This is a genomic window from Streptomyces sp. SP18BB07, from assembly GCF_036322545.1.
In the GTDB taxonomy this organism is placed as follows: Bacteria; Actinomycetota; Actinomycetes; order Streptomycetales; family Streptomycetaceae; genus Streptomyces; species Streptomyces deccanensis.
This window is the reverse complement of the sequence record NZ_JAQYWT010000342.1, coordinates 190,484-213,768: the sequence shown is the minus strand read 5'-3', so window position 1 is coordinate 213,768 and position 23,285 is coordinate 190,484. Positions and strand designations below refer to the sequence as shown.

Annotated in this window: 26 protein-coding genes and 2 pseudogenes; 2 read left to right on the top strand and 26 right to left on the bottom strand. The window is 70.9% G+C overall.

The features are described 5' to 3' along the window. Positions 1-4 precede the first annotated feature (4 nt). From PUR53_RS31975 to PUR53_RS31880, 20 genes and pseudogenes are all read right to left on the bottom strand, one after another. Positions 5-493 (bottom strand): hypothetical protein, encoded by a 489-nt coding sequence (locus tag PUR53_RS31975; RefSeq protein WP_329910526.1) that lies wholly within the window; start codon positions 491-493, stop codon positions 5-7. Between the two features lie 35 nt (positions 494-528). Beyond that, positions 529-1,386 (bottom strand): DUF317 domain-containing protein, encoded by an 858-nt coding sequence (locus PUR53_RS31970; RefSeq protein WP_329910525.1) that lies wholly within the window; start codon positions 1,384-1,386, stop codon positions 529-531. Between the two features lie 19 nt (positions 1,387-1,405). Beyond that, positions 1,406-2,254 (bottom strand): DUF317 domain-containing protein, encoded by an 849-nt coding sequence (locus PUR53_RS31965; protein WP_329910524.1) that lies wholly within the window; start codon positions 2,252-2,254, stop codon positions 1,406-1,408. A gap of 119 nt (positions 2,255-2,373) precedes the next feature. After that, the gene (locus PUR53_RS31960; protein ID WP_329910523.1) at positions 2,374-3,210 is read right to left on the bottom strand and encodes a winged helix-turn-helix transcriptional regulator; all 837 of its coding nucleotides are present in this window, start codon (positions 3,208-3,210) and stop codon (positions 2,374-2,376) included. A 49-nt stretch (positions 3,211-3,259) separates the two neighbouring features. Further along, a complete protein-coding gene (locus PUR53_RS31955) occupies positions 3,260-3,805 on the bottom strand; it encodes a hypothetical protein (protein WP_329910522.1) in 546 nt (181 codons plus the stop codon). Positions 3,806-3,827: 22 nt separating this feature from the next. Continuing rightward, positions 3,828-3,980 carry a hypothetical protein gene (locus tag PUR53_RS31950; protein ID WP_329910521.1) on the bottom strand — a complete coding sequence of 51 codons (153 nt, stop codon included), beginning with the start codon at positions 3,978-3,980 and terminating at the stop codon, positions 3,828-3,830. Then, positions 3,977-4,645 (bottom strand): hypothetical protein, encoded by a 669-nt coding sequence (locus PUR53_RS31945; protein ID WP_329910520.1) that lies wholly within the window; start codon positions 4,643-4,645, stop codon positions 3,977-3,979. Before PUR53_RS31945 ends, PUR53_RS31950 begins: the two co-directional genes overlap by 4 nt. Beyond that, on the bottom strand, positions 4,642-5,130 hold the full coding sequence (locus PUR53_RS31940; RefSeq protein WP_329910519.1) for a hypothetical protein: 489 nt from the start codon (positions 5,128-5,130) through the stop codon (positions 4,642-4,644). The genes PUR53_RS31945 and PUR53_RS31940 overlap by 4 nt, the downstream gene beginning before the upstream one ends. Next, the gene (locus tag PUR53_RS31935; protein ID WP_329910518.1) at positions 5,127-5,894 is read right to left on the bottom strand and encodes a glycosyl hydrolase; all 768 of its coding nucleotides are present in this window, start codon (positions 5,892-5,894) and stop codon (positions 5,127-5,129) included. Before PUR53_RS31935 ends, PUR53_RS31940 begins: the two co-directional genes overlap by 4 nt. After that, the gene (locus PUR53_RS31930; protein WP_329910517.1) at positions 5,891-6,481 is read right to left on the bottom strand and encodes a DUF4913 domain-containing protein; all 591 of its coding nucleotides are present in this window, start codon (positions 6,479-6,481) and stop codon (positions 5,891-5,893) included. The genes PUR53_RS31935 and PUR53_RS31930 overlap by 4 nt, the downstream gene beginning before the upstream one ends. Before the next feature lie 287 nt (positions 6,482-6,768). After that, a complete protein-coding gene (locus tag PUR53_RS31925; protein WP_329910516.1) occupies positions 6,769-7,245 on the bottom strand; it encodes a hypothetical protein in 477 nt (158 codons plus the stop codon). 10 nt (positions 7,246-7,255) lie between these two features. Beyond that, positions 7,256-7,579: pseudogene (locus PUR53_RS31920) on the bottom strand (DNA cytosine methyltransferase); the annotation flags it as partial. Positions 7,580-7,658: 79 nt separating this feature from the next. Continuing rightward, positions 7,659-7,832 (bottom strand): annotated as a pseudogene (locus tag PUR53_RS31915) (DNA cytosine methyltransferase); the annotation flags it as partial. A gap of 1 nt (position 7,833) precedes the next feature. Further along, positions 7,834-8,430 carry a hypothetical protein gene (locus PUR53_RS31910; protein ID WP_329910515.1) on the bottom strand — a complete coding sequence of 199 codons (597 nt, stop codon included), beginning with the start codon at positions 8,428-8,430 and terminating at the stop codon, positions 7,834-7,836. Between the two features lie 43 nt (positions 8,431-8,473). Further along, on the bottom strand, positions 8,474-9,643 hold the full coding sequence (locus PUR53_RS31905; protein ID WP_329910514.1) for a DnaB-like helicase N-terminal domain-containing protein: 1,170 nt from the start codon (positions 9,641-9,643) through the stop codon (positions 8,474-8,476). Continuing rightward, entirely contained in the window at positions 9,640-9,885 is a 246-nt protein-coding gene (locus tag PUR53_RS31900; protein ID WP_329910513.1) for a hypothetical protein, read from the bottom strand. The genes PUR53_RS31905 and PUR53_RS31900 overlap by 4 nt, the downstream gene beginning before the upstream one ends. A gap of 259 nt (positions 9,886-10,144) precedes the next feature. After that, on the bottom strand, positions 10,145-11,161 hold the full coding sequence (locus PUR53_RS31895; protein WP_329910512.1) for a hypothetical protein: 1,017 nt from the start codon (positions 11,159-11,161) through the stop codon (positions 10,145-10,147). Then, complete coding sequence (locus PUR53_RS31890) at positions 11,158-12,942, bottom strand: type IV secretory system conjugative DNA transfer family protein (RefSeq protein WP_329910511.1); 1,785 nt, start codon at positions 12,940-12,942, stop codon at positions 11,158-11,160. The genes PUR53_RS31895 and PUR53_RS31890 overlap by 4 nt, the downstream gene beginning before the upstream one ends. A 114-nt stretch (positions 12,943-13,056) precedes the next feature. Further along, positions 13,057-13,734: a hypothetical protein gene (locus tag PUR53_RS31885; RefSeq protein ID WP_329910509.1), complete on the bottom strand. Its 678-nt coding sequence runs from the start codon at positions 13,732-13,734 to the stop codon at positions 13,057-13,059. A 167-nt stretch (positions 13,735-13,901) separates the two neighbouring features. Beyond that, positions 13,902-15,179, bottom strand: a complete 1,278-nt coding sequence (locus PUR53_RS31880) for a hypothetical protein (protein WP_329910508.1) — start codon at positions 15,177-15,179, stop codon at positions 13,902-13,904. 192 nt (positions 15,180-15,371) lie between these two features. Here PUR53_RS31880 and PUR53_RS31875 point away from each other — a divergent pair, with 192 nt between their 5' ends. Beyond that, positions 15,372-15,554, top strand: coding sequence for a hypothetical protein (locus PUR53_RS31875; RefSeq protein ID WP_329910507.1), 183 nt, complete (start codon positions 15,372-15,374; stop codon positions 15,552-15,554). A gap of 312 nt (positions 15,555-15,866) precedes the next feature. After that, positions 15,867-16,817 carry a hypothetical protein gene (locus PUR53_RS31870; RefSeq protein ID WP_329910505.1) on the top strand — a complete coding sequence of 317 codons (951 nt, stop codon included), beginning with the start codon at positions 15,867-15,869 and terminating at the stop codon, positions 16,815-16,817. A 995-nt stretch (positions 16,818-17,812) separates the two neighbouring features. Here PUR53_RS31870 and PUR53_RS31865 read toward each other — a convergent pair. The 6 genes from PUR53_RS31865 to PUR53_RS31840 form a co-directional block, all read right to left on the bottom strand. Further along, the gene (locus tag PUR53_RS31865) at positions 17,813-18,586 is read right to left on the bottom strand and encodes a hypothetical protein (RefSeq protein WP_329910504.1); all 774 of its coding nucleotides are present in this window, start codon (positions 18,584-18,586) and stop codon (positions 17,813-17,815) included. Between the two features lie 97 nt (positions 18,587-18,683). Beyond that, positions 18,684-19,829: a hypothetical protein gene (locus PUR53_RS31860; protein WP_329910502.1), complete on the bottom strand. Its 1,146-nt coding sequence runs from the start codon at positions 19,827-19,829 to the stop codon at positions 18,684-18,686. Between the two features lie 143 nt (positions 19,830-19,972). Next, positions 19,973-20,671, bottom strand: a complete 699-nt coding sequence (locus PUR53_RS31855) for a hypothetical protein (RefSeq protein WP_329910501.1) — start codon at positions 20,669-20,671, stop codon at positions 19,973-19,975. A 28-nt stretch (positions 20,672-20,699) separates the two neighbouring features. Then, positions 20,700-21,221, bottom strand: a complete 522-nt coding sequence (locus tag PUR53_RS31850) for a hypothetical protein (RefSeq protein WP_329910500.1) — start codon at positions 21,219-21,221, stop codon at positions 20,700-20,702. Beyond that, positions 21,218-22,789, bottom strand: a complete 1,572-nt coding sequence (locus PUR53_RS31845; protein WP_329910498.1) for an ATP-binding protein — start codon at positions 22,787-22,789, stop codon at positions 21,218-21,220. The genes PUR53_RS31850 and PUR53_RS31845 overlap by 4 nt, the downstream gene beginning before the upstream one ends. 27 nt (positions 22,790-22,816) lie before the next feature. Continuing rightward, on the bottom strand, positions 22,817-23,269 hold the full coding sequence (locus tag PUR53_RS31840) for a DUF6238 family protein (protein WP_329910497.1): 453 nt from the start codon (positions 23,267-23,269) through the stop codon (positions 22,817-22,819). Positions 23,270-23,285 lie beyond the last annotated feature (16 nt).

Below are 23,285 nucleotides of genomic sequence, written 5' to 3'. Positions count from 1 at the left end.
CCGGTTAGCGGCGTGGCCCGGTCGCGGCCACCGTCGGGCCGACAGCGGCCGACGGGGCGGGCTGGTCGGGTGGTTGGCACAGGGCGCGCGGTGCGTGCGCGGAGCGGGCGACAGCGGCTTGGGCCAGGCGGAGCGCCGGTGCTTGGTCCGAGGTCACGGCGGCTTCGCGAGCCTCTATCACGTGGCTGATCGCCTGCAGGGCCGTGCGGCTCTCGGCCTGCGCGACCCGCAGGGCCATTGCCGAGTTGGTGATCCGGTCCAGGTCGTAGAAGGCCGGCACATGGCCGGGCCGGGTGAGGGCGTGCAAGCGGTCCTGGTGGACGGCGATTGCGTTGTTCGAGACGACGAGGCTTGATCGGATATGCATCGCCGAGCGCAGGAGCGGGTCCTCGACGGGGCGGCGGACAGCGAGGCTTTCCAGCGCGTCGATGGGGCGGCCCCAGGCTTTCTCGATCATCGCGTCGGCCTGGTTGAGGGCAGTGGCGTCGGACACGGGTGGCTCCCGAGGGAGAGAAAGGGAAACGGTGGTCAGCGGCTGTGCCCCGGGCGCGGGACCTGCGGAGCCGACGGCGGGCGCGGTGCCGGGATGAACGGCCGCGCGCCGGCAGGCGAAGCCGTCACGGTGGAACGCGAGTTGGCAGCCTGGGCACGGCGGACATCCAGAGGAGTCGGCACCGGGGGCTTGACCGGGGTCGCCGTTGCCTGCGGGGGAAGGCGGCGCAGGTCGTCGCCGTAGCGGATGACCGGTGCCGGATCAGTGAGCGCGGTGTTCATCGCGGCGACCAGGCCCTCCGGGGTGAAGGATGAGGCGGTGGCGTACCACTGGTTGCCGGGCGGTCCGGCCAGCATGAGCCAGCGCTCTTGATGGCCTGTCATCTCGGCGGCGTGGTCGAGGCGGTTGCGGCGTAGGTGGACCTTGGCCAGGCCGTCCGGGGATTCGAAGGAGAGGTCGGTCGCGCCGTAGTGGTGGCTCCAGCCTGCTGCCGCAAGAGGTGTGCCGACGTCGAGGGCCGCCAGCTCACTGTTGCCGTAGGAGAGGTAGGAGTCGGGGCCCTCAACGTAGGCGGCGGCGAGCGCGGTGGTGAAGTCCTGGACGATCTCGGTGGGGGTGCTGTCCTGGAAGGTGACGAGCCAGCGGGGCATTGCGAAAGGATCGGAGTACGCCGTGATCTTCCACAGCGCGTCGTCGTCGCCTTCGGGCAGGTAGCCCAGGCGGACCGTCTGGTCGGGTGCGTTGACGTACGCGTTACCCATCTCGTCGTGATTCAGTTTCCAGCCCGCGTCGAGGAGGGGCTGGAGGGCGGGATCGCCGGTGAAGGTCGATCCGGCCAGGTATCGCGGGGTGACGTGGTACTCGCGCCACTGCTCGTTCGGGTCGTACGGCACGGCTCCTCCAAGCGCGTGGTCAGCGGCGGCGTGAGGGGCCGGGGGCGGGCAGGCTGGCGACCGAGGAAATGGGCGGAGTCGCTCCGGCCTGCGGTGTGTGGGGCGTGCGGGCGAGCGCGGCCGAGCGGAGCTGGTCGGTGTCCGCGCCGACGGGCGTGACGGTGACGTACGGCAGATTCCGCTCGGGGATGCCCGACAGAGGACGCTCGACGGGCTCGGTGCTGCTGAGCGCGATCACGGCCGCCTGTACCAGGTAGAGCGGGGTGGCGCTGGTGAAGTCGGCGTGCCAGCGTTCGCCGTTGACGTGGTCCACGCAGCCGTACATCGTCCACTGCGCCGGCCCTTCGCCCTCCAGCTCCATGTAGTCGTCGAGATGCCCCTTGCGTAGAGCGAAATAGGCGTGGCTGTCCGGGGAACGCTGGTAGACGTACATGGCGGTGTCGTCGGTCTGCCATCCGCGTTCGGCCAACGCCCCGGCGGGGCTGATGGGCCGGTGGTGGGGGTCGCCGTGCAGGAAGTCGCGATGGTTGCTGGGTAGGCCCTCGGCGAGTGCGGTGGTGAAAGCAGAGGTGATCTCTGCCGGGGTGTTCCTGCTGAAGGTTGCCCACCAGATAGGTGTGCCGAGCGGCTCGCCGTACTGGACGGCCTTCCATCCGCCGTACCGGCTCTCGGGCATGTAGGCCACCTGCGCATCCTGGCGCGGACTGGTGAACATCAGGCCGGTGGCGGTGGTCGCCTTGCCCCAGCCCCGGGCGTCGCACAGGGCTTCGTAGACGGTGGCGGTGTCGCCGCGCCCGGCGAGATAGACGGGGTGGACCAGCAGATCGGTGTCGGGCGGGAGGTCGCCCGGTCGGGAAGTCGCAATCACGGGAACGGCTCCTGGAGGAGGTGGGGAACGGGCCCGCGTGCGACCGGGAGCGGACTGCTCGGCTGCACGCGGGCACGAGGGCGGAGGTGAGGGGGATCTGGTGTTGGACGCCATGCGGATCACCGGCCAGGAGAGGGGGCGGACCGGGCAGTGACGGTCGTTGGCACCCGCGGTTGTGGCTGCGGGGCATGGCTGAACAGGGAGTTCGGCGCGGCGGTGCTGCGACGCAGGGCGGCTGCGGTCCGGATGCCGTCCGACCTCGGCGGGATGCCCGTGCGGGTGCGCGTGGCCGCCGCGACCTGGACAGGGGCGGGAAGCGGTGCGGCGACGGGGTTGCTCCAGTGCTCGACGGCTGCGTAGACCGGGCCCAGCGCCCGTCCGGCAGCGGTCAGGACGTACGGATCGCCGTGGCGCGGTCCGGTGCGGGTGACCAGGCCGTCGAGCTGAAGCCGGATCAGGCGCTGTCGGGTGAAGCTGTTGTCCAGTCCTGTCTGTTCGGCGATGTGGACGAACCGCATGGGCCCGCCCGCGTCGAGGGCCTGGATCATGGCGGTCGAGTGGCGAAGGTGCAGCCGGCGCACGGCGTCCTCGATGCGCTCGGCACCGGCCACTTTGCCGAGCGACAGGTGCGCGTGGGACCAGTCGGACAGCGCCCGGTGTACCGGGGAGAGTGCGATGCCGAACCCACTGAGCTGGTACGGGGCACCGTGGCGATGACTGGCTCGGGTTACCAGCCCGTCATCGTGCATCTGGGCCAGCCGCTTGCCGACGAACTGTTCGCTGACGAAGGGGAGGTGGGCGGCGACGTCACGCACACGCATGGGGCCGCCCTGCTGGGCCAGGGTCTGTGCCGACCAGGTGGTCCACTTCGGCGCTATCAGGGACAGTGCCTCCTCGACGCCCCGGGCGTCGACGAAGCCGATCTGGGAGGTTGCGGGTTGTGCGGGGGCGGACATGGCGGTAACTCCGTTATGACGATGGGCGAATCGAACGGCGGGGTGCGGATCAGTGGAGGTCGTGCTCGGCGCGGAGACGCTGGAGCACCGTGCCGAGGCGGCGGTTGCTGACGTGGATGCCGCGAGCGCGCAGGCCCTGGCGCAGAGCTTCGCGGTTGAGCCGGGGCAGACGGGCGGCGACCTGGCGGGCTACGGCTATGAGGTCCTCATCGCCCGGCGCGGGGCTGGATCGCCGGGCGGCCGAAGGCCGGCGGGCGGCAGGCTGGTCCAGGAGGAGGCGGACGTCCAGCAAGTCCCAGACTGCCTCGGCTTCCGACTGCTCCCGGCGTTCGAGGTCGACGACTTCGGCCGCATACCGCAGCACGAGGTCGTCGAGCGCGTGTTCGCCGGAGCGGCAGCGCTGCCAGGCCGCGTCGAGATTGCGGCGCGCGGCGCGGGCACGAGCGTTCGTCGTGGCCAGGCCGTCGAGCCGCCGCAGCACGATCGGCAGAACAGGATCTCCCGAACCGCCATGCGCGCTGTGGCGCTGGAGGTCCTCCAACGGGCGGCCGTACCGGTGCTCCACCAGGTGGCGGGTGTAGATCACGGTGGACATGGACGTCTTCCTTCTGGGGATTTCAGCGGGAGCGAGAGGGCTTGGCAGTCGTGCCGGCGGGGGAACGCGGGTCGCGGGGTGGATGGTCGTCGCTCAGCGCCAAGGGGTCCTTGACGCAGAACTCCTCGGCGACCGGGTGCGCGCCGTGCCGCTTCGCCATGTCGTGGGGGTTCATTCGGCAGCGTCCATCCGGGCGAGCAGGGAGCGCACCAGAGTGGGCAGGCTGTCGGGGCCCTCGCCGGTTCGGACATGATCGGTTGCCTCGCCGAGGACGTACGCGGCGTCTTCGAGCAGGCCGCTGGAGATCTCCATGCAGGCGTCGGTGATCCGGGAGGCGGCGAGCAGGGACCGCGAGAGCACCTCGACGTAGTCCCCGGGGCTGAGGTCGGCAGCCTTGGCGGCTGTGCGAATGGCGGCCAACTCCAGCGCGCTGAACGCGAAGTCGAACTCGTCGTCCTGGTCCGTTGGCGAGGGCGCGACGAAGGCCGGGTCCGGCGGCTCGGCCGGGATGCCGACGCGCGTGCAGATCTGGTCCACGGCGGCGGTCAGCTCGGCGAGGGACTCGGTGAGCCAGCCGAGCGCGGAAGCGTAGGACGCCAGGGTGAACAGACCGGCGGGGGTGGAAGGCAGCGGCTCCTCGACGACGAACTCTTCGAGCCGGTCGTTCAGTTCGCGGATCACTCGGGGACCGGCGGACAGCGCGCCGAGGACGGGATGCAGGTAGGAGCGGCCGGCGGAGGTGGGGTACTCGGTCGTGAGGACCTCCGAGACGCTGCGCGCGGCGTCGGTGAGCAGCCCGGCCAGTTCGGTGCGGTCGAGGGACGCACGGTCGGCGGTCATCGCATGGAGGCCTTTCGGGAGGGGGCCGGGGCGGCGGGGCTGGCTGCCGCCGGTGCGGTGGCCGGGAGGGACGCGGTCGGGTCGATCGCGTGGGGGGACCGGGACCGGGCCGCCTGGACCCGGGCCTCGGCCGCCGCGTCGGTGTCCTCGTGCCGGTTGAGGCCGGTGCGGTTGGTGCGGAGCTGGGCCGTGCGGTAGACCGCGTAGTCCTCCCGGGCACCGGCCGCGACGAGGTAGATCTCGCGCTTGTGGGTCGAGGTGGGTGGGGCCGGGCGGAACTGGATGACCATCCGGTAGGAGATGGCCGGGTCGACGTAGACCTTGTGGAAGCCGGCGAGGCGGCCGGTCAGCGGCAGGCAGTCGTCGCTGCCGTGGACAAGGTTCTGCAGTTCCAGCAGCGCCAGGTCGCGGATCTCGTCGGGGAGTTGACGCAGGTCCGCGATGGCGTCCGGGTGGGCGGCGAAGGCGAAGCGGGCGCGGCTCACATCGGCCTCCGGGGGTTCGGGCGCTGACCCGTTCCTGCCGACGGCGCGTTGCCCGTGTCGAGGCCGGCTTTCGGGATCGCGGAGGCACCCGATGACCGGGTGAGGGCGGCGCGGGTCAGCCGGGCGGCGGCCTCACCGCGGTAGTCCGGCGGCTGTGGCAGCGGACTACCGCGGTGTTCCAGCCAGTGGCGGGCGGCGGCCTCGTCGGCGAAGGCGCCCTCGCGCATCGTGTACGTGTGGGCGTCGGGGTTTCCCTCTTCGAGAAAGACACGAATCGGTGCCTGAGCGGCGCTGGAGTCACGGGTCAACGTCCACGTCTCGGACGGGGCGTAGTCCGAGGTCCAGCTGTCGAGGACCTTGTATCGAGAGCCTGACTCCCGGATCTGCCGCTCGACCCAGAGGGTGAGATCGTCGGCGGGCTTCAGGGAGTCACCCTTGGCCTGGGCGATCCGCTCGGGCGGGCAGCCACGCTCGATCAGCCAGTTCTGGGCGAACGCCAGGCTGGCGTGGTTCGCGGTCTCGAAGGTGAACGTGCGCTCGCGTAGGTCCCGCGTGATCTTGATGGCGACGAGCGCCGGATCACCGGGGACGCCCCAGGTCATCGACCTGTCGTGGGCGACGATGTAGCTGTGCGTCCCCTCCGGGGTGGTGTGGTGCTCGGTCAGCACGGTCAGGTCTCCGGCCCAGACGCTGCTCTCGGCGAGTTCGGAGGCGGCGTCGGCAGGCTCGAAGTCGGCGAGGCGGAAGTCGGGTTCGGCGATCACCGGGTGACTCCCGTCAGCTCGGGCGCCGGGGTGGCCAGCACTCGGTGATTGGGCCGGGTCGGGCTCGTCGTGCATGCGGCGAAGGGGCCGTCGGGGGCACGGAGATGAACCAGGGCCTGGTCGAGGTGGTCGCGGTGCCACGTCGAGGGGCCGGTGAGGCCGGCCTCGGCGTCGGTGAGCTGCTGCCACGCGAGCCAGAGCGCGTGCAGCCGGGCAACGGCCTCGGGGTGCTCGTGCCACTGGTCGCACCACGGTCGGGTAGTGCTGATCTCCCGTCCGTAGACGGGCAGGAACAGGTGGTTCACCCAGTCGCTGAGAGCGGCCAGCTCGACGGCGTACGCCTCACCGCCCAGGGCGAGGATGAACACCGAGGCCGGGGCGGCGGCCTTGTCGGCGCCGGCAGCGCCTGCGGTGGAGGTGCCTGCGGTGGGCTGAGGGGTGGAGACGGGCTCGGAGCCGAGGCGGTCCAGGATGACGCCGTGCTGGCGTACCTCCGCCATGGTCTTGGCGAGGGTGCTGGCGAGATCGTCGAGGTCGCCGTCGGGAACGCGGAACGGCTCGGGGGTGGCCTTGCTGGGGTCGGACATGGCGGATCCAAGGGAGTGAGCGAGCAGGGCGGGGGCGAGGTGCGGCGCGCTCTTCTGGAGGTCACGGCGGTGCTCCCTTCGCAGGTCGGCATGGGCAAGAGGATGCGGAGATTCCGCGATTTGGCGCGGCTGGGGAAACCGGGTAATGGGGCGCTACGGCGCGGTGCAGCGGGGGCAGCCCGGGAAAGGCGGTGACAGCAACCGCACTGCCCGGGCGGCCTGTTGGGGGACCACGCCGTTGCCGAGTGCGGTGAGCTGAGCCGGTCGACCGAGTCCCGGAGTGGCGGTCACCCAGCCAGGGGCCAGGCCCTGCATCCACTCCACGAAGTCGGCGCGCAGGCGTCCGGCAGCGTCGGTGGGCGGCGGCGCCGGCCGGGTGAGGTTCTCCCATCGGGCGATGGCGGAGGCGTACGCTCCCCATCGCCCGTCGATCCCTCCGCTTCCGGGGCCGCCTCCGCCCACAGCGGCAGGACCACCGCCGACAGGGGCGGACGCCAGCCCTTGCCCGGACGGCGGCCCGGGGTGCCGGTGTCGCTCGCCCTCGGGGTGGGCAGCAGCGACGCTGCCGCGCTCGGCAGCGTCATGTCCCCGTTGCCGTGCCGCTGGTTCGGCGAGCCCTTGATCCCGTCCGACGCCTTCGGCGTGGGCAGCAGCCACTCCACCTCGTCGGCCAGGTTCGGGCCGTGGCCGCCGCTCTTCCTCTTCGACGGGTGCTGGGAGCCGCCGTTCTTGCCGATGTTGCTCGTCGGGGTCTTGAGCAGCATGCTCGGCGGGCCAGGCGGTGAGGAAGGTCCGCTCGCGACGATGGGGGGCTCCGACGTCGGAGGCACGAAGCACGAGCCACCGCGCGTCGTACCGGAGATCGGCCAGGGATCCGAGAACGGCACCAAGTGCCCGCACAGGAGGCTGGGTTGGGTCGTCTCCCAGACACCACGGGCAGAATTCCACGTCGCCAGGGGAACCGGCGGGCGAGGTGAGGAGACCTCGGACATTCTCGATCACCACCAAGCAGGGGCGGAGGGCTTCGACCGCACGGGCGACGTGCAGCCACAGCCCAGAGCGGGTGTGGGGGTTGAGTCCGGCCCGGCGGCCGGCCACGGAGACGTCTTTGACAGGGGAAGCCGGCCGTCAGGACGCACACCCGAGGAACGTCGGCCCAGTTGACGGCGGCGATGTCCTGCAGATTGGGCACGCCGGGCCAGTGCCGGGCCAGGATGCGTGCGGCGTCGGGGTTGATCTCGGCGTGCCAGGCCAGGGTGCCGCCGAGGGCAGTCTGGACTCCGAGGTCGAGACCGCCGTAACCCGAGCAGAGCGAGCCGATCAACGGCGGTCGCGCGGTGGTGGTCTCCATGTCACCGGCCACGTGCGATTCGGTCCGAGGGGGCCGCCACCGCCGTGGTGACGTCGGGAGGTGGCGACCCCGGAGCGGGCGCGGTGGTCACGGACCGGCTGCGGGCAGCATGGAGCCGCGCGGACGGGGGAGAGACCGTCGCCGATGCGGCGTGCAGGGAGTTGGCCCCGTCGTGCAGGGCCGCGTCAGCGGTGCCGAGTGCTTCCTCCATCACCCGTACTGCTGCCTCCCGGGCATCCCTGGCGTCGGGCTGGTCGCGCATACTCTCGGTCTGGTTCAGGAAGGCGAGCTGGTGGGCCACCGCTCCCAGGGCGGAAGCTGCTTCGCTCGCGGGCTCGACGGCGGCGGCGAAGTTGGTGATCACGCGAGCGGTGTGGGGCGCCTGGTCCTGGTCGGCGGCACGGAAGAGGGCCTCGTCGCCCAGATCGGTGATCAGCTTGCCGAGTTCGGAGATCTGGCGTGCGACGGCGACGACATCGGGTGAGCGGTGGGGGTCTCCCGGCACCGGCAGCTTGCCGCGCTGGGCGTCGAAGGCGGAGGCCGTGGCGCGCAGTGCCAGGGCGTCGGAGAGCGGGGTGTTGTCCACGGGGCGTTCCAAGGTGGGGACAGTCGGATGGGCTGGGTTGGTGGGCGAGGATGGCTCAGCCGTGGGTGCGCGAGGGCGGTCGTGCGGCTGATGATGTGGAGGTAGAGCCTGGGCATTCCGAGGGCCGTGCGGCCGGTCGCGCCGTGCTGCGGGCGAGGGCGGCGTGAACCTGCGCCGTCGGGGGCCCCTCGGCCGCCGGCGCGGGGGGCGGCGCCGGAGTGGGGAGGCCGTTCGCGGTCTGCCAGCGGGCGCGCACTTCGTCGAGCGGCCCGAGCGCGTGCAGGGCGTGGCTGATGAGCCTTCCGGGGGCCAGGGTCTCGTTCTCGGCCAGGGCGCGGATGGCGCGGGCGGAGGCGGCGGCCGTACGGGCGACGGAGGAGCGCATGATCTGTTCGCCGAGCCACTCGGCGCTGCCGGAGCCAACGCCGTCGCAGAGGGCGGTGAGCTGTTCGGTGGTCAGCGTGCCGTCGGCGAGCAGACCGCGCCGCTGGGCTTCCCACAGCACGGTGATCCGGTCGATGGGTTCGCCGCGGTGGTGCAGCGCTCCCAGGCAGCGGTAGAGCTGGCCGTGGGCGGGGTCGGCGAAGTCGTCGGGTCGCAGCCAGCCGACGACTTCGTCCATCGCCTTCGGCTGCTCGACCAGGACCGCCAGCAGGAACTGCTCGTCCTCGGCGACATGGTCCGCTCGTGTCGGCGGCGGCGAGACGGGAGCTGTGGACGGCGGTGTCGTCGGGGCGACCGGGCGCGGTTCGGACCCCCAGCGGCGCGCGAGGTCTTCGAGCACCCCGGCCAGGACGTCCGCATGGTGCAGCGCTCCTTCCACCTCACCGCGGAGGGCGTCGGCGCGGGCCGCCTGGTGGAGGCGGATCGCGTGCGCGGTCACGCTGCGATGGATCGCTCCCTCCAGCACCATCCGGCCGTACATCGGGGCGTGCTCGGGTCGCGGGCAGGCCGAAATCAGGATGTGGGGATACACGGCGGTCAGCCCTCGGACGTGGTTGCTGGCCTCGGCGACGGCGTCCGTCACCCAGGACAGCGGCACGCGTTCTCCGGTTGCCACGGCGGGATGGCTCTCGGTCCGGAGCTTGCGCAAGGCGGCGAACAGCGCCTGGTGGACGGGCCGGTAGAAGTGATCGGGCGCGAGCCAGTCCAGGTGCGCGAGCTGGCCTGGGTCGAGCAGCACCGAGCCGAGCACCGCCTGCTCCGCACTCAGCAGCGGGTTCATCGCTGCCTCCCGGGGCGGGGAGCCGGCGGGTCGTCCTGCTGCGAGCGGAGATCGGCGACGGCCTGGTCGGCGGCGGTCATCGCGTCGGCGAAGCGGTCCAGCTCGCCGATGAACGTCAAATCGGTGGCGAGGATCGATCCGGAACCGGTGACCAGCCACCACTGGCCACCGCGTCGGACGACCGGTGACCGGGCGAGGCGTTCGGAACGCGCCAGAGGAGAGGACGGAGTGCGCGAGGACACGAGGGGACTCCTGAGCAGGTAGAGGGGAGGGGCAGGCTGTGAGGTCGAACGTCGGCCCGGACGGGGGTGCCGGAGCGGCAGGACCAGGGCGGGCAGCCATCCGGATCGCCGTTCTCCCGTTCGGCGTCCGCGAGCGCGTCGAAGATGTCGCCCTGACGTCCGGACCACTCGTGGGTGGTGCCCCGGTCGATCGGTGCCTGGTCCAGAGGCCGACGGCTGCGGTGCGGATACGCCTGGCCGGGCAGCGGCGTGCCCTCCTTCAGCGGCGACGACCGCGGTCGAGAGCCGTCTGCGCGGACGCCGGGAGGGACGACGTGGCGGGCGGTGGAGTGTGCGGTGTGGGGCGGTGGGGTGTCGTGGTGCGTGCGATGGCGGCTCGGACTCGTGGGGAGGCGTCGTCGGTGTGCTGGAGGGCGTTGGCGGTGTCGGTGAAGCGGCGCCAGGCGTAGTCGGAGCGGTCCGCGGTCCAGGCCGGCGCCCGGGCGACGAGGGCTTCGGAGAGGGCGGCGACGTCGTTCTCGGGTGCGGTGCCGCGTGCGAGGAGGGGGCCGGCGGGGGACCACAGGTCGATGCGCCATTCGTCGCCGAGCCGGACGGCGGTGACGAAGCCGTCGTCGGGTGCCGGTTGGTAGGTCCACATGTGGGCGTGGACCGTCCAGCCGGGTCCGGCGAAGGCGGGTGGGGCTGGCTCGGGCAGCGGTTCGGGTGTGCCGACCTCGAACAGGTCGAGCAGCGGTCCGTCATTGAGAGCCGCGTCCATGAGCCGCAGCGCGTCGTCCGTGGAGACGTCCCGGCGTCCCTTGAGCGCGGCAAGGACGGTGCGCAGGGTGCTGAGGTGTTCCCGGGCGTCGCCGGAGTCGAGCCGGTCCTCGGCGGGCCCGTCCTGGCGTAGCCAGTGCCGCACCGACGCCGCCTGGGACCGCAGCGACTCGATGTCCCTGGGGGAGAGCCGTTCCGGCAGGTGTTCGACGCGGTGGACCAACTGCCAGTAGGGCTTGAGGTGTTCGTTGACGACGTGGCGGGCGATGCGGTCGATCTGGGGGCGGAAGCCGGCCACGGCCCCGGCGCGGACCTGGTCGTCGTGGTGGCGTAGATCGGTGAGCAGGCTCATGTAGGCGTCGTGGATGTCGATCCGGTCGCGGACGACGGACTCGTAGGCTCGGTTGAGGAGTTCCAGATCCGACAGTTCCCGCGCTCCGGACTCGGGGTGGCGGGCTGCTTCGTGCCGGAGGGCGGCGACGCGTTCGGCGGCGGGGACGTCCCAGACCCCGCTCATGCCGCACGCCCGAGGCCGGAGTTGTTCGCCTTCGCGAGTGCGCGGTCGGTGATGGTGGCCGTGGCGGCGGCGGAGGCAGGCGCGATGGTCTTCGCCGACGGCTCCTTGTACCAGGGCTTGAGGTCGAGCAGCGCGATGCGTAGGCCGGTGGCCAGGAGGAGTGCCTTGCCCTTGGGCAGCGCACGGATCGCGTCGGGGGCGAGGATCCGCTCGGTGCGCATGGACACGGACGTCGACTTGCCGCTGTCGGAGTGGGAGACGGAGACGGTCCGTACCTCGTGCTCCCCGATCGCGCGGCTCAGCTTGTCGGCGAAGTCGATGTCGTCGATGCCGGAGCCGACGATCTTGACCGTGGCGGCGCTCCAGAGTGCGTCCATGCCGGCCTCGCCCCAGCATCGCTGGCCCTGCCGGTAGGACTGCAGGATCGTCATCGGGATCACGCCCCGTGAGCCCAAGTGGCTGTACAGGTCGGGGAGATCGGAGATCTTGCACACGTTGGCGGCCTCGTCGAGGACGCACAGGGCAGGCGGGTCGAGCCGCCCGCCGGAGCGCTCGGCGACGACCACGGCCGCGCGCATCACCGCGTCGGCCGCCGCGGCGATGATCGCCGATGCCGAGCCGCCGCCGTCCTTGCTGAGCAGGTACAACGTGTCGCGGGAGGTGGCGAACGCGGAGGGCTTGAACTCGGGAAGGCGCTTGTCGGGTGTGACCCAGGCGGCGATGTCCGGGTCGAGCAGACAGCTCGCGTACTGCCGCGCGGTCTCATAGATGCCGTCCCGCGTTTCCGTGGCCCCGCTGACGGTGCCCTGGAGCTGGGCGGCCACCGCCTCGTGGCCGGCATCGGTGAGCAGGTCCACCGGAGTGCGGTCAGCGGGGGAGGCGAGCCAGGCCAGGACATCGGTGATCGGGCGCCGGTGGCTCGCGGCGGCCAGGAACAGCGCGCCCAGCGTGTTGCTCGCGGCGGTGGACCAGAAGTCGGCACCGCTGGACTCGTCGACGCTGGCGGCGACGAAGTGCCCGGCCAAACGTTTCGCCCCGGCCAGGTCGCGGGCGTCGGCCAGGATGTCCCACCACATCTCGCGCGGGTGGTGGGCGATCTGCTGCGGGTCGAGCGTCCAGATCGTGCCGACCTTGGCACGGGCGTCCACTGTCGCGGTGAAGGCGTCGTTCGCCGCCTTGTTCGAGGTCAGCAGTACCGGGCCGGGAGCGGCGAGGATCGCGGGGATCGCCAGCCCGGACGTCTTGCCGGAGCGCGGGGCCATGATCGCGACGATCACGTCCTCCCAGGAAGCGCGGACCTCGGCCCGGCCCGGGAAGTGCGTGCCGACGAGGATCCCGCGGTCCGCGGGATCGACCTCCTTCGGTTTGAGGCCGGAGAGGCTCGGCCGCAGACTCTTCGCCTTGGCGGCGATCTCCCTGTCCAGCAGCGGGGCGAGATCCCGCCTGCGGGCGAGGCCGTCTTTCGCACCGCCGCGCAGCCGCAGCCACACAACCAGGCCGGTGACGGTGAGGCAGACGGAGAGCAGCCCGGGGACGAGCCGCGCGCCAACCAGCAGAGCGGTGGGGCTCAGGTGCGGCCACAGCACGTCGGGGTGCAACAGCGCGTTGGTGGCCTCGAACGGCGCCCAGGTGCCGGTGCCGACGAGAGAGTTGGTGAGGTTGCCGGTCAGCCAGGCGAGGGAGCCGAAGGCGATGCCGACGCCGAGGACGCCGAACAGGAGGTAGAGGAGCGCGTCGGAGCCGGTGGTGGTCGAGGGCGCGCTGGTACGCGGTGCGGGCATGGCGGGTCCAAGGAGGGAGAGCGGACAAGGCGAGGCGGGGCGCGCGGCGCTCTTCTGGTGGTCATCAGCAGCTCCTGTCGGGGCAGGGGACGGCAGTTGGGGGTCAAGCCGAGGTCATCGGGTGCGTGGCGACTGGGGTGGTAGGGCGCCGGTGGGTGGTTCGGATGCCGCGCTGGCGGAGGGCGCGGTCCGCTGAGTGCCGGCGTGTGGGGAGGAGGCGCGGGCGGCTCGGCATCGGTCCGCTTCCGGTTTCTGGGTGGCGGGCGGTTTGTTGTCCGCGACCGCGCCGTTGCCGAGGACATCGCTGAGCTGCTCCCTGGTCCGCAGTGAAGGCACCTCGTCGCGGTACTTGGGGTCGCTGAGTTGCACAGGGCACGCGGCGATCATGTCCTCGGCGACCGCCAGTTCCTCCTGGACGTCCCGCAGCATGCGGGTGGCGGCGGCCAGCCGTGTCCACGTCTCGAAGGTCGGGTTGTGGTGCGGGTTTTCGAAGGTCAGCCGGGCTCGGGTCCAGTCGGCCGCTGCGGCCACGAGTTCGGTCAGCTGCGGGAGGGCTCCGACCAGCGCTGCGTTGACCTCTTCGATGATTCCGGCGACCTCATGGGGAGTTGCTGTCTCGGTGAGCCGGGCGATCATCCCCGGGACGGAGTACGAGTCAGCCGACGGGTGGGGCGGGTGTCGGACCTGCAGGGGCGTGTCTGAGCCAGGCGCCTTGCCACCGTAGGCAAGCCGGATGTTGTGCTGCATCGCGGCGCCTACGGCCTCGCCGATGCTCGGGTAGAACTCGGGCACTGTTCCTCCTTGGGCGCGGTGTTGGGTCGGTGCCGGGCGGGTTGGACAGACCTCTCGGACCTTGGTCGGTCTGACGGCGGACGCGCTGGCCAGAGCGTCGACGGCTGTCTGCATGAGGTAGGTGCGCGTCAGACCGCCGGAGGGGGCACGAGAGGAGAGGATCGGGATCAACGGGTCCGAGGGCTGGCGACCTGAGGCGCACCTACGGCGGTACCGACTTCCGGAGACGGAGTTCCAAGCGCCGATGACGCCTTGGCCCTGTCCGCCGCGGGCGACGTGGCGAGAGCCGCGCTTCGTGCGTCGGGCGGGGCTGGGGACTGCGTCTGCGCCCCGGCGTGGTCCTGCCGCGAGTCGTTGACACGGTGCAGTTCGCGTCCCGCTCCGACGAGTTCCGATTGCGCCGCGCTGACGAACTCCGCAGCGAAGCCGAACCGGTCGGCGAGCGCGTATGCCTCGTCGTCGAGGTCGGTGATCTGTTCGCCTGCCGTCTCCAGAGCTTCCCGGAGGCGTTCCAGGACGCCGTGCTCGGGATGAAGGAGGTGATCGACCGCTTGGGCAAGGCCGGCACCGTTCTCGGCGGCCCTGATCTGGTCGGTCAGCCGGAGGACTTCGGCTCCGGCGGTGTAGAGCCCGAGAGGGTTGGCCAGGGTGGTCAACCGGCTCGTGTCGAGGTCGGGGTCCAGGTCGACGCTGTACCGGGCGGCGCGGAGCATCTCGGCTGCGTGGGAGGCGATGGCGACGCGCTCTGCCTGCGGGGTGGTGGTGGCCAGGCGGTGGCGGCGGCCGTACCAGTCCTCGATCTGCTGGAAACCGGCGTGCTTGAGGAGCGTGGCGGACAGGGCGTCGCTGGCGCCTTTCGCTGAGACACTGCCGCTGGGCTCTGCGCTGATGGTGATGTAGAGGGCAGGCACGTGGGTCTCCTGGGCGCGGGGGGTTGGGCGCGGGGCCGGGGGTAGGTGGCCGAGTTCGGTGGCGATGCGGTGGCACTCGGTCTGGAGACGGAAGGCGTCGCGGTAGGTGTTGTGGAGGCTGCCGTCCTCGCGGGCGAGGGTGGCCACGACGTGCACTTGCCGTGCTTGATTGCGCACGGCGATCCATCGGCAGGCGTCCGGATCGTCCTCCCGGGCGATACCGGTGGCCGCCACCACCCGGCGGGCCACCCAGGCCCACTGCGAGTCGGTCAGGTCGGGGTGCCGGGGATCGGAGCGGACCGAGCAGACCCACACTGGCCGCTCAGGAGCTCGGGCCCCGAGGCGCTCGACGGGTGCGTCGAGGGCGTGGGCCAGGTACGCCGGCGCGTCGGTCTGGGCGAGCATCTCGATCGGGGCGCCGTGGCCGGCCCCCGCGATCAGGCGGGGGTTGGTGTGGTTGCCGCGCTCGCCTGGCCCGTACAGGTACTCAAGGAGGCCGGCGGTATGGCTGGCACGCTGCAGGTGGGCGATCACGGCGTCTACCTCGAAGGGGAGTGGTGAACGGGAGCCCGGGTGGTCGGGCCGTCAGGGAGAGAGGATCCGCAGAATCCGCGATTTGGGCTGGCCGGAGATGGGTGGTAGACGCCTGAGGTCACTGCGGCCCGTCGAGGCCCTGGTCGTAGGCGGAGAGTCCGCGCAGGCCGAGCGCGCAAAGGAGGCGTCCTTGTGCAGCCGGGCGCAGCGGCCGTCCTGTCGGATGACGCTGTCGGCGATGTCGAGCCCGTCGTGTCGCGCAGGGCCGCCCATCCGCAGGCCGCGGGATCGTCGTACGGCTCGATGCCGGTGACGCTGATGGGGATTCTTGGAAGCAGCCAGAGCTACTCCTCGCGTCACTTGATCAAGTTATGAAGTGAGTGGGGAAGTTCAGCGAGCGGCTGGCTGTCGATGAGCCAGGCCGGGCGCTCGATCAACTTTGAGGGGGAGCCGATCACCGGGGGCCCAAAAGCAAATAGTCCTACCCGGTAGACACCCGCCGGAATCCGGCAATGGCGAGATGGCGGCTGTCACCTACGCCCGAAGCCAGTCGCAGAGGCGCGGGGAGGCTCGACCAACGAGTGTGGCGCACATCACGGTGCCGGTTGCAAGATTTATTGCCGGACTGGGGTGATCCCGAGCCTAGGTAGAGAAGCCCCATTTACCTCAGCTCAGGAGGAGCCCCGAGTGAGCAGTCGGGTCACATCAGAAGCCGCCACGGTCCAAGCGGACGTTGATGCCGTGTTTGACTCCCTGGCGCGGGCCATGGAGTCGTTTGAAGCAGAGTTCGAAAGTAGTGACGGGTTCAGAGTCGTCTGGCGTGAGCACCTTGCTTCCCTGACCTTCCGCATGATTGAGAAGGTCAGGGAGTGCATTTGTGACCTGCGTGCCATCGTCGAAGGGGGCCGCCTTGTCGGGGATGAGACTGGCCCCTTACGTGTGGAGGACTTTGAGAGGACTGTCCTCGCTCCACTGGCTTCAGGACTGATTGTCGGCATGCTGCTCAAGCTGAACAGGGTGCTCTGTCGGCCGTTCCTGGTGCGCCCAGTTGAGGCGCAGGCCGCGGCGCTGATTGCACGGAATGCTGTCATCGAAGGAGACCGCGACACTGTTGATGCTTTCAGCAGGAAGGTGCTCGGCTTGAAGCACCCCGCCCGCTGGCGTGAAGCTGTCGAGATGGCGCTGCTTGGGGACTGGGTGGCGTTGCTGGGCACGGGTACGGCCACCAAGACGTACGTCCATGACCAGTTACGGCGCCATGCTTATGTTCAGCACCGCTATCTACAGCCGGTGTGGGAGGGAAGAATCAAGGGGGAGCACACGGTTCTTCTATCGCAGCCTGTAGGCGATGCGAGAACCATCGCAGACCTGCTGGTTGAGTACCGGACGCCCGAGCAGGATCTCCTGTCCAAGGAGAGAGATACGCGGGTGTCCACGGTGCTGAAGTACCTGAGTGCTGAAGAGCTGGCGATGGCGCTGGCGTGGGCTGAGCATGGTGGTCCCTGGCCTGTAGTAGCCAACGAGCTAGGCCGGGAACGGAAGTTCGGGGAGAGGGTGCGCTGCAAGCTCAGCAGACTGGGTAAACGCCACACCGACCGGGCTGCGGAGGCAGAGCGCACCACACGGAGAATGCGGTGAACGTGCTCTCCGCCGCGCTGCCCGAGTTCCTTGGCAGCTTGGTCAGCGGGCTGGTTCTTGGGGTGGTGGGCTGGTTCATACGCTGCCGCCGTTGCAGGAGCCCCGCTCAGACGAACCCAGAGCGCAACGACACTCCGTCCGACTGATGGTCTGTGGAGCGCCGTACTAGCTGCCTGACTGCCCGCTGGCCGTTCAAGGTCGGAAGGTGTGTCACCGTGTTTCAACTTCCAGACGGGCCCGTGGGGTGCCGCGCTGTTCGTCGCTGCGCTCGGACTCGTCCTGTGCGGATGGATCGCCTTCGCGCGACCCCATCGTCGCGAACGACCGGGCCGTGCGAAAGAAGGGCAGCGTGAGCGGGCGCTTCGGCGGCTTCCTCCCGGCAACAACAAGCAGGGTGAGCCCGAGGGCTGATCCCGGAAGGCGGGCCAAGAGGTACGGGGTGGCGCCTTCGGGGCAGGGATCGTATTTAGCAGTGCATAGGGAAGTGCGGGAGGGTGGTCGCTCCCGTACTCTTCACTCATTCGTGTGTCCCGGTGTCTGTGGATTTGGCGCATTGCCTGAGACTGCGGTGTCCTGCCTCCATGGCCAAGAACGTGAGCGGCGGCGCCGCACCCTCAGATTCGGACCGAGTCCATGAAGTCCGCGGTCAAGGCTTCTACTTGAGGGTGGACCGCCAGCCCGACTCTCCCACTGAGTGGCTCCATCTTCTTGCCCGAATCGGCGGGTCTTTGGCGGTGGAATTTTGGGCGTCAACCCTGCTGGGAAGTCCTCGCTCGGCTCGACCTGAGCGGGTGTGAGGCGCGCAACATGATTCCTGTTCTGGCCGCGCGGACGAGAGCGTGAGAGTCGCATGACCGTCCTCGCCGCCGGCGTGTGCGCACCGGCGGGGCACTGTCTGAGCCGGGCAACACCGGCGCGGCACCGGGCATTCCGCACCTTGGAACATCCCGCTGTACCAGCAACGGCCATGGGAACTGCTCCTTACGGGAGTTGGATCAGCGGTTACGGGAGAACGCGATGCGCGGGTCCACCGGGCGGGCCGCCGGGCCGGAGACGGCGGGCATGGCAACCGGCGCCTTACCCGGCAGGCCAGCGCGGGCGGGACTGGCGGCGAGCGCGGCGGCGCTCATGGGGAGCTTCTGAGTGGTGAAGCCCTGATCGCGCTGGTGGCGCGCTGCCGTCGTGGGTGCGGGTGAGTGGCGCGCGGCAATGTCCTGGGCGAGGAGGGGCTGCACGGCAACCTGGAGGTCGGCCCGTTGCATCGCCAGCGTGGCGGTGGCGACCTTGTCGAGCGCCTCGTTGCGGTGCGTGGTGACGGGCAGCATGTAGATGTCCAGGCCCGGGTTGTGCCGCCAGCCGTGCTCTTCCAGGATGAGCGGGCCGCCGAGAGCAGAGGAACCGTCGGCGGTGGCGGCGACCACGCCGAGCTGCGGGTGTTCGGCGAACGCGACGTCCGGCTCGACGCGTGGGGGCCGGTCGAGGACAGGCGCTGGTCCGGAGGTCAGCGAGGGGTCGAACGCGGCATCCACGCCGACCCGGTAGCCGGCTTTGCGTAGTAGCGCGATGGCCCGGGTGGTGCGGCCCTGCCCATCATTCTGCTGGTTGGCCAGCGCGTACAGGTTGGGGTGGTCGGGAACGGGGTGGAAGTCGAATCCCTTCAACATCCAGGTGCTTGCCGCCAGTTGCTTGGGGTTGGCGGCGACGATGCCGAAGTCGGGGTGGCGGCCGACCGCGATGTCGGGAAGCGGGTCGTGCTCGGGGGTGGGCATGGCGGGTCCATCCGATGGGCGCAGGGGGAGCGGGGCGGTCGAGGGCGGGGACGGTTCTGCTGGTGCGGGACATGGCGGGCTCCAAGCTGGGCGGCGGTCAGCGACCGGGCGCGGACGAGGGGCGGGCGGGAGGCAGGGAGGGAGGTGCGGCTGAAGCAGACGGCGGCGCGGCTGGGGTCGTGCGCCGTGCGGTCGGCGAGACCGCGAGAGCGGCGGCGACCCGGGACGCCGCCGGTTCCTCCGGGGCGACTTGGCCCACCCGGGCCTGGAGCTTGCCGGGGTGGTCGGTGTGCCGGTCGGCGAGCACGCCGCGCATGGACCGAATGTCCAACGCGTAGGCGTCGAGCTTCTGGGCGATGTAGCGCAGCCGGTTCGCGTAGTGGGGGTCGGAGGGTTCGCCCAGGCCCTCCCACCAGTCGGCCGTCGTGTTGAGGGACTCCACGACGCGCTGGAGAACGCCGTCACCGGGAGCGGTCAGCTCGCTCAGCGCGGCGACGACTTCGCCCGTGTGTGACGCCGACCGGATGGACTGGGTCAGGTGGCCGAGCCGGTCGCCGAGACTGAGCCTTTGATGGCCGGGAGGCGGCAGGCTGGGGTCTAGGAGGCTGGGATCGCACGAGACGTCGAAGCCCTCGGCCTGAAGCATGTCGACGGCCCGGGTCACCATCTGCCGCTGCTCGACCGGGTCGGTCATGGCGGAGGGCAGCCGGTGGAAGCGCTCGCGAAACAGCACGACGGGGACGAAGCCCGCACGGTGGAGCACCGCGTCGGCGCCGCTCTCCTGGGCAGGTCGCCGCGGTTCCGGTCGGGTCGACAGGCCGAGCTGGTCCAGGCGAGTGTCGATGGCGGCGAGCAGGCGGGGGATGCTGCCGCCATGTCGGGCGTGGGGACCGTCGGGCTCCGAGTCGTAGATCACTTCATGGAGCGTGGAGTCGTCAGGATGCCCGCGCGTCACCAACCAGCTCTCCGGATGCCCGGGTGGGTGGTCGGTGGGCGGTTCCTGGGGCGGAGAGATGATCAGGGCGCTGCCGTCGGGAAGTTCGGCGTGGACGATGTGGTCGCTGAGGCCGTACTCGACGGTGCAGGACAGTCCGCGTTGCCGAAGCGGCGTGGTCAGGTGCCTGTACGGGTGGTCATGCTCCGACGCGCCAGCGGCGGCTTCCTGGATGAAGGGTTCGCTGGTGCGCGCCGTTATGCGTGTGCCCTCCCGCTGGAGGGTGACCAGGGTCTGATCGGGGCGCATGTGGGCTTCTCCGTGGCCGGCCGTCCCCAGCGATCGACGGCGGCGGGAAGCCGCAGCCGGGCGGGGACTGCAGGGGTGTTGGCGTTCGTTGAGGATCCGGCGATCGGACGGTTTGGCCTTGCCGGAGGTCGGTGCTAGAGGTTTCAGCGCGAGCGGCGCACGGCAGGGGGGTCGGACGTCGCCGAGGCGGGTGGCGAAGCGGCGGAGGCACCGTGCTGGGCGGAGGCGGATCGGGCCAGGGCCGCCTGGACACGCCCGGTGTGAGCGGACTGGTCATCGCCGATCCGGTCGGCCAGGTGATCGGCAGCCCTGGCCAACGCCGCTCCGCTGTAGCTGAGTTCGTCGGCGTAGTGCCAGCCTTCGGAGTTGCGGATCTCGCGGGCTCGTTCCTCGTAGAGCTCCCGCGACCCGGGCATGGACCCCTCCATGAGCGCGATGACCTGATCCCACTCGCGGCGGATCTCGCCCGCTCGCTCCAGTGCGGAGTCGATCCCCCGCAGGCGCAGCAGGTCGGCGCTGATCGGGCCGTCAAGGTAGTCGGCCGGTTGCGCGGCGGCCCGGACACTGGCGAGGACTTCGGGGCCGTGGGCCAGGAAGGTCTCGACGTGCTCCCAGGCGGCGGCGTCCCGGGTCACCTTGCCGTCGGCGTAGCCGGTCTCGTCGACGGGCCACCCGTCCTCGTCGCAGTACGAGTCGGAGACCGCGTCCCACTGGTCCGAGGCCTGCCTGATGCCGTCAGCAGCGGAGGCCAGGGCCTGGACACGCGCCCGCCATGCCGCCCGTTCGTCGGCATCTTGCGGCTGGCGATCAGGGGTGGCGGAGGAGTCGGGAGAGGTAGGCATGGTCGTTACTCGTTTCTGTACGGGTGCCTCACCGCGAACGCGGCAGCGAGCGCGCGACGGATGGTGGGACAGGCGATGGAGCGTCGTTCCGCTGGCCGGGGGAGGTTCCCCGGGCAGACGCCGCTGGCGAGAAGCGGGCCGCTGTTGCCGCTTGGTGCGCCCGGGAGTGGATCTCGTGGTCGACGTTGTCCGCGACGAGATGCAGCTCTTCGCCGAGGTCGGTCAACCGGGAAGCGATGGTGTCCAGCTCGGACGCGCTGCTTCGGGCACCGTGGGTGCGACACCACTCGGAGGCAGTTTCGAGCATCTGGTGCAGGCGGGCCACCGCGCCGAAGTCCTCCGTGACGGCCTCGCGGAACAGGTCGGTGAACTCCTCGGTCCGGGCTGCGGCGAGGCGGTCGTTCCCGTCAGTTGCCGGTGAGCCGCTGTCCGGACTCGCGGCCGGGCCGGTCGTTGGGTGGCGCTGGAGCGGGGCGGCGTCCTCGATCGCACCGATCCGGAGACCGGGGGCGAGCCCGGACCGGGAACCCGAGACCTCATGGGGGCTCACTGCCGCGCCTCCCTGCTCGGTCCAAGAACTGAGGACTTGTCAGTTACGGTGAACTCGCGGGGGTCTGCATGCATCCGGGCGTCCGTGTCGAACAGTTCGCGCTCGGCCGGATGCAGGATGTGCTGCGTGATGAAGCTCCGACCTGCGACTTTCCACAGGCCCCGGCCCTTGGTCAGGGCGGACACGGCCTGGGTTTCGATACCGGTCAGGCCGAGCAGCGACGCAGCTGCGGCGAGCTGGTCGGGCTCCTGGCGGTAGATGATGCGGGTGGAGCAGTCGGCGAGGAGGCCCTCGGCCAGCACCCGGCCACGCGAGCCGGCGTCGCCCGCGCTCAGTAGATCGCTGAGGCGGTGGATGACCATCAGGTTGGCGATGCCGAGCCCTCGGCTGAGCTTCCACTGGCTCTGCATGCGCTCCAACAGGCCGACGTGCCGCATCACGCGCCACGCCTCGTCGTAGATCACCCAGCGTCGGCCGCCGTCCGGGTCCGCGAGCGCGGACTCCATCCAGGCGCTCGCGCAGGTCATCGCGAGGACCAGCGCGGTGTCGTCCCCCGCGCCGCCCAGGCGGGAGAGGTCGATGGACAGCATCGGGGTGGTCGGGTCGAAGGCCACGGTCGAGGGCGCGTCGAACATGCCGCTCAAGTCGCCGTGGACCAGACGGCGCAGGGCATGCGCGAGGTCCTGCGCTGCGGCCCCCATACGCCCGGCCTGGTCGCCGAGAGCCCGGTCAAGGTGCTCGGGTGAGCCGAGAGTGTGCGCGATCTTGCCGAGCAGGGGCACGGTGCCGCCTGCCTCGGCTTCGGTGACGACCAGGTCCAGCGCGAGATCGAGGGCAGTGTGTTCCATCGGCTGGAGATCGCGCTTCAGCACGGTTCGCGCGAGGCCGGCCAAGAGCAGGAGACGGCGCTTGCGGACCTCCGTTGACCAGTCGTCCTCGCTCACCGAGGCGGGCCGGGCCGGAGCATCCAAGGGGTTCAGCCTGCCCGGGAGCCCCGGACCCAGCGCGATGCTGTAGCCGCCGAGAGCCTGCGCGACGGCCGTCCACTCGCCCTTGGGGTCGCAGGGCACGTAGACCCGGTAACCATGGGCGATCGCCCGGGTGGCGATGGACTTGGCCAGCGCGGACTTGCCCATGCCGATGATCCCGGCCAGGACCGCGTTGGGATTGGTGAAGCCCTCGACCCGGCCGCTGCTGTACAGCGAGAACGGGTCGTAGCAGAACGCGGCCTCCGCGTGGACGTCGCGGCCGATGAAGATGCCCTCCGCGCCCAGGCCACCCTCGGCGAGGAAGGGATAGGCCCCGGACACCGTGGCGGTGGTCATCCGGTGGGCGGGCAGGCTGAGCTTGCCACCGCGTGCCGAGGAGGAGCCCGGGCGTCCGGACGGCGGATAGGTCGGCCGCAGCTCCGGGTCGAAGGTCTCCTCGTCGCGGCGCTTGGGCGGGGCTCCGGCGAGGCGGGCCTGGCGCCGGGCCTCGGCGAAACCGGCGCGGGCGGCGCGCTGCTCGGCCCGCGACGACTTGCGCGGGACGAACAGATGGGAGGCGCTGGCACGAGTACGGGGCATGAACGATTCTCCAGACGGAAGGCAGGGTCAGTGGCGGACGAGGCCGGTGAACGGAGCGTGGAGGTCGGCCGGGGTGGTACGGCGTCGGACCAGGTGCGCGGTGCGCTGGTGGCGCTGGCAGATGGTCAGCTCCGGTGCGCCTTCCGGCAGGCCGGCCCGGCACGCCTCGCGGTCGGGGACCTCACCGGAGCCGGGCCGGGGGGCCGCGTGATAGGCGACGTGGACGTGGTCCGCGGCCTGCCAGACCCGGGTGCGGGCGGCGCTGAGCTGGTCGCCCTCGATCGGCGTGAGCTGGCCCGTGCGGGCGGCGTGGGCATCGAGCAGGCCGTGCAGCGAGACGAGGTGGGCGTGCAGGGCGTCCAGTTCGGCGCGGGTGGTGACGAGAGGACCGCCTGGCACGTTGAGCGCGCGGTGAAAGTCGAGCGCGGCGGTGGCGAAGGGCACGAAGTCCTGCGCGGTCGGGCTGGCGGTGCGGGACATGGCGGTGCTCTTTCGG